Genomic DNA, 5,613 nt, shown 5'->3' with positions numbered 1-5,613 from the left:
GCAATCTGGAATGAATTTTGGCTACGTTACTGTGAACGGAGTGAACAGTAACAAACAGATTGTTTGTGTTGCCTTTATCTGGACTATATCACCTGTAAATGATAAAATATAGTAAAATATTGCTATAAATAACAAAATATTACTGTGTATGCGAGAGGAATAAAGATGCAGGAGAAAAGTAAGGAATACAATGAAAAAGAACAACAGATTGCAGAGAACCGGAGCAGGAATACTCTATTTGAGAGACGTGAAAATTTACAGAAACATGAATCTTATGCCAGTGAGCGTCGGCAGTATGATGCTATCAGGAATGGCCAGACAGACAGAATACAGTCTGTTTTTCAGCTCACACCGGATGGAACCCCTGGAATCCTGTCTAGAAATGAACTGAGAAACAGTAAAAATATGTTTATAGCAGGAATTACGCTGTTTACCAGAGCTGCCATTGAAGGTGGTGTACCTGAAGAAACTGCTTATGCATTAAGCGACGGTTATATTCAGACAGTAGAAGAGTGCACCAGCAAATCTTCTATAGAAAAGTTATTACAAAAAGCAGCCCTGAGATTTGCCCAGGAAGTGCAGAAGTTCGGAATGCGACATTACAGCAGAGAAATTGAAGCGGCAGTAAAATATATCCATCTTCATCTGCATGTTCCCGTTACACTGGAAGAAACTGCAGAGGCAGCAGGAATCAGTGCCAGTTATCTTTCCAGATTATTTAAAAAAGAAACAGGAATGCTTTTTGTCGACTATATTCAGAAAGAACGGATAGAAGCTGCCTGTAATATGCTGACCTATTCAGATTATACAGCAGCACAGATCAGTGAATATCTTTGCTTTTCCACACAGAGCTATTTTATAAAAATCTTCAGAAAATATACAGGCACGACACCTGCAAAATATAAAAAATATAAAGTTCAGGACTGGAAATAATATCGGTATCAAAAATTTTTTGATTATTTACGAGGATTGCTATAGGTCCCGAAACCGCACGGAAAATAAAAATATTTCTGAGCGTCCCTTTATGACTTATGACGTACAAATAAACATTTTCAAAAAATACAAAAAAGGGCTTGACAAACAAAAATAAAGATTGTATAGTATTCCTATCAAATCAATATGAAAACAGGGAAAACAAAAATCCCATTAAAAATATCAGATAAGAAGGTGACAAGACATGAAACAAATCTTATGTTTCGGTGATTCCAATACATACGGTTTAATCCCGGGAACTACTAATCAGAGATACGGATGGGGTACCCGCTGGACCAGCATCCTGGATGACAAAGTAAGAACAAAAGGCTACAGAGTAATCGAAGAAGGACTCTGCGGAAGAACCACCGTATTCGATGATCCATTCCGTACAGAAAGAAGAGGAACAGAAATGCTTCCGGCAATCCTTGAGAGCCACAGACCAGTAGACACTATCGTTCTCATGCTTGGCACGAACGATTGTAAAAGCGTATACAGCGCAACCCCGGAAGTGATCGGACAGGGGATTGAACAGCTCCTTGATCAGATCAACACTGTAAACCCGGATGCCAAAATATTACTGGTATCTCCAATCTACCTTGGGGAGAGAATCTGGGAAGAGGATTTTGATCCGGAATTCGATAAGAATTCTATCGAAGTATCATGGAATCTGCCCCGGGTGTATGAGAAAATCGCCAGAAGAAGAAATATTTCTTATCTTCCGGCTTCAGAATTTGCCCGACCGGGAGAAGCCGATCAGGAGCATCTGGATGAACTGGGACATAGCAGACTTGCAGATGCAATTTATGAAAAGCTTGCAGGATGAAGCCTGAAATGTTATGATAGTTCACAGATGTGCAGATGTAACGCTTTAACTAAATCAAGTAAACTACCTGCTTTAACCGAAATAGCAGTGGATTGAAAAGTAATAAGCGGCACAGGCACACCAGAGCGTTCTTCAAATATGCTCTAAATCATAATAATAGAAGGAGAATAAAGTAACCATGGATTTTGAGTTTATCCGCGAGCAGACACCTCTTTATATTGAGGCAGCAAAGCTTACACTTCACATGGCGGTGATTGGTGTGCTGCTTGCCATTGTGGTTGGGCTTGTCTGCAGCATGATTAAGTATTTCAGGATTCCTGTACTTCGTCAGATCGTGGAATGTTACATTGAACTGTCCAGAAATACACCATTGTTGATTCAGTTGTTTTTCCTGTATTTCGGTCTTCCGAAAATAGGGATTGTCCTCAGTTCAGAACAGTGTGCGATCACAGGACTGACCTTTCTCGGAGGCAGTTATATGGCAGAAGCCTTCCGAAGCGGCCTGGACAATGTTCCACCCATTCAGGTGGAATCCGCATTAAGCCTTGGAATGAGTAAGAGTCAGGTATTTACAAACATTATCCTGCCCCAGGCGGTATCCAATTCTATTCCGGCATTCTGTGCAAATGCGATCTTTCTTATTAAGGAAACCTCCGTATTCAGTGCAGTAGCACTTGCAGACCTGATGTTTGTGACAAAAGACCTGATCGGAATTTATTACAAAACAGATGAAGCCCTGTTTATGTTGGTAATCGCATATCTGATCATACTTTTACCAATCTCACTTATCTGTTCATTTGTAGAAAGGAGAGTCCGCTATGCAGAATATGGGGATTGAGGTTCTTTTTAAGGGAATCAACTCATTAAGACTCTGGCAGGGCTTGTGGGTAACAATAAGAATTGCACTGATTTCCATGGTATTTTCCATAATCCTTGGATTTCTTCTTGGGATGGTAATGAATATCCCAAATAAAATCATTAAGTTTATCTGCCGCATTTACCTTGAAATAGTAAGAATCATGCCGCAGCTGGTGCTTTTGTTCCTGGTATATTTCGGAGCGGCCAAGCATCTGGGGATGAATCTTTCCGGTGAGACAGCGGCGGTCATTGTATTTACATTCTGGGGAACTGCTGAAATGGGTGATCTGGTGCGAAGTGCGCTGATCTCCATTCCTAAACACCAGTATGACAGCGGATACGGTCTTGGATTAAACAAATGGCAGGTCTATCTTTATATTATCCTTCCGCAGACTATAAGAAGACTTCTTCCATCCGCAGTGAATCTTCTTACCCGAATGATCAAGACCACATCACTGGTAGCTCTTATCGGAGTAGTAGAGGTGTTAAAAGTTGGAAAACAGATCATAGATGCATCACGTTATACAAATCCGACAGCGGCCCTCTGGGTATATGGTGCAGTATTCTTTATGTATTTTATCATATGTTTTCCATTTTCCAGACTCTCCAGAGTACTGGAAAAGAAGTTTGCTGATTAATAGAGAAATGAGGATAAATGAATGGGACAGCCGATTTTAGAAGTAGAACATTTAAAGAAATCATATGTAAACAATGTTCCTATTCTGGATGATGTTTCCTTCTCTCTGCAAAAGGGAGAAGTGGTAGTGATCGTAGGACCTTCCGGATGTGGAAAAAGTACCTTCCTGCGATGTATCAACCGCCTGGAAGAGATTGACACCGGTGTACTGAAGCTTAACGGTGTAAGCTATGAGAAAGAAAAAAAGAATATAAGCAAAGTCAGAGAGAAGATAGGAATGGTTTTCCAGAGCTATGATCTTTTCCCGAATATGACAATTTTAAATAATCTTCTTCTGGCACCAATGAAAGTACAGAAAAGAAATAAAGAAGAAGTGAAAAAGGAAGCGGAGCAGCTTCTTGACAGAGTTGGTCTTCTGGATAAGAAAGATAATTATCCAAGGCAGCTTTCCGGTGGTCAGAAACAGCGAGTTGCCATTGTACGTGCCATGCTGATGCATCCGGAGATCATGCTTCTGGATGAGATTACAGCAGCACTTGATCCTGAGATGGTAAGAGAAGTACTTCAGGTAGTACTGGAACTTGCAAAGACAGGAATGACCATGCTGATCGTCACTCATGAGATGGAATTTGCCCGTTCCGTAGCAGACAGAGTGATCTTTATGGATAAGGGAAACATTGTAGAAGAGAACACTCCGGAACAGTTCTTTGATAATCCGGAGACTGACAGGGCAAAACAGTTCCTGAACAGTTTCCATTATGAAACAGTGAAAAAATAGAATAGAGGAAAACAGAATATTTTATAAATCCTGAAATGGATGATAATATCCACGAAATAGCAGGATATCATAAGAGCTAGTACATCGTTTCGTAAATAACTATACCAATCGCGTAGGATGCGGATTCGAGTGTGCTGGTATAAAAACGCAGGCGTAGCGGGCTACGCTGAGGCTTTTAGACCTGTGCAATCGGATTCGCAGACAAGTGAGTGGTATAGTTATTTCGAAAACGATGTACTAGTTATAAAAATTATAATAAAATCAAATTTTTAAAAACATGGAGGAAAAGAACATGAAGAAAAAAATATTAGCAGTCTTATTAGCGACAGGTGTAGCAGCAACAACACTTCTTGGCGGAAGTATTCTTGTAAGTGCGGCAGATGACGGAGGAAACACTGCACAGGCCCGTACTCTGGATGAGATCAAAGAAGACGGAAAGATCAAAATCGGTGTATTCAGTGACAAGAATCCATTTGGATATGTAGATGAAAACGGTGATGTTCAGGGATACGATATTTACTTTGGAAAAAGACTTGCAAAAGACCTTCTGGGAAGTGAAGACGATGCAGAATTTACTTATGTAGAGGCAGCAAGTCGTGTAGAATATCTGCAGTCTGCAAAAGTAGATGTGATCCTTGCAAACTTTACAGTAACCGATGACAGAGCGGAGAAAGTAGACTTCGCACTTCCATATATGAAGGTAGCTCTTGGAGTTGTTTCTCCTGATGATGCGCTGATCAAAGATGTAAAAGATCTGGAAGGCAAGAAGCTGATCGTTGTAAAAGGAACAACAGCAGAGACATATTTCACAGATAACTATCCGGATATTGAACTTGTAAAATTTGATGAATACCAGGAAGCATACGATGCGCTTCTTGATGGAAGAGGAGATGCATTCTCCACAGACAATACAGAAGTACTTGCATGGGCTCAGCAGAATGAAGGATTCTCTGTAGGAATCGAATCTCTTGGTGATATTGATACGATTGCACCAGCAGTACAGAAGGGCAACACAGACCTTCTGAACGCAATCAACGATGAAATCAAATCTCTGGCAGATGAACAGTTCTTCCATAAAGATTTCGAAGAAACTCTGAAACCTGTATACGGTGACAACATCAATCCGGATGACCTGGTAGTTGAAGGTGGTGTTGTGGACAGCGAAGAAAAAGCTGAGGATGCAGATGCAGCAGCGACAGAAGATTCTGATGCAGCCTCCGATGACACTAAAGATGCGGAAACAACAGAAGAACCGGAAGAGACAGAGGCAGCAGACGCTGAATAAGCAGTGTAAATGCAGTATAAAAGTTATAATTTTGATATTCTCTAAAGTATTGATTTATAAACAAAGTGAGACGCACTCCATTAGGACATTCCTGTGGAGTGCGTTTCATTTTGAGATAATGATCAATTTTTGCTTATTGCAAGTGTGTCAGATATTTCAAAATTCTGTCATTTTTGTATGTGACTTTGTAAATGGGAAAAGGGTTACTGTTCACTCCGTTCACAGTAACGTAGCCAAAATTCATTCCAGATTGCCTG

General features: G+C 40.5%; 6 protein-coding genes. All 6 read left to right on the top strand.

Annotated elements, in window-relative coordinates:
* Nucleotides 1-165 precede the first annotated feature (165 nt).
* The gene (locus tag LJE09_RS16680; RefSeq protein ID WP_227311572.1) at nucleotides 166-933 is read left to right on the top strand and encodes a helix-turn-helix domain-containing protein; all 768 of its coding nucleotides are present in this window, start codon (nucleotides 166-168) and stop codon (nucleotides 931-933) included.
* A 244-nt stretch (nucleotides 934-1,177) separates the two neighbouring features.
* The gene (locus LJE09_RS16675) at nucleotides 1,178-1,798 is read left to right on the top strand and encodes a GDSL-type esterase/lipase family protein (RefSeq protein ID WP_008708211.1); all 621 of its coding nucleotides are present in this window, start codon (nucleotides 1,178-1,180) and stop codon (nucleotides 1,796-1,798) included.
* A 178-nt stretch (nucleotides 1,799-1,976) separates the two neighbouring features.
* On the top strand, nucleotides 1,977-2,636 hold the full coding sequence (locus LJE09_RS16670) for an amino acid ABC transporter permease (RefSeq protein WP_008708210.1): 660 nt from the start codon (nucleotides 1,977-1,979) through the stop codon (nucleotides 2,634-2,636).
* Nucleotides 2,617-3,294: an amino acid ABC transporter permease gene (locus LJE09_RS16665; RefSeq protein WP_008708209.1), complete on the top strand. Its 678-nt coding sequence runs from the start codon at nucleotides 2,617-2,619 to the stop codon at nucleotides 3,292-3,294. Before LJE09_RS16670 ends, LJE09_RS16665 begins: the two co-directional genes overlap by 20 nt.
* A gap of 21 nt (nucleotides 3,295-3,315) precedes the next feature.
* Nucleotides 3,316-4,071: an amino acid ABC transporter ATP-binding protein gene (locus tag LJE09_RS16660; protein WP_008708208.1), complete on the top strand. Its 756-nt coding sequence runs from the start codon at nucleotides 3,316-3,318 to the stop codon at nucleotides 4,069-4,071.
* A gap of 292 nt (nucleotides 4,072-4,363) precedes the next feature.
* Nucleotides 4,364-5,356 carry a cysteine ABC transporter substrate-binding protein gene (locus tag LJE09_RS16655; RefSeq protein WP_227311571.1) on the top strand — a complete coding sequence of 331 codons (993 nt, stop codon included), beginning with the start codon at nucleotides 4,364-4,366 and terminating at the stop codon, nucleotides 5,354-5,356.
* The last annotated feature ends 257 nt before the right edge of the window (nucleotides 5,357-5,613 follow it).

This window comes from Blautia sp. DFI.3.45 (assembly GCF_020593505.1).
GTDB classification, from domain to species: Bacteria; Bacillota; Clostridia; order Lachnospirales; family Lachnospiraceae; genus Blautia_A; species Blautia_A wexlerae.
Note: the sequence above shows the minus strand (reverse complement) of the source record. Positions and strands in the feature narration are given on the sequence as shown.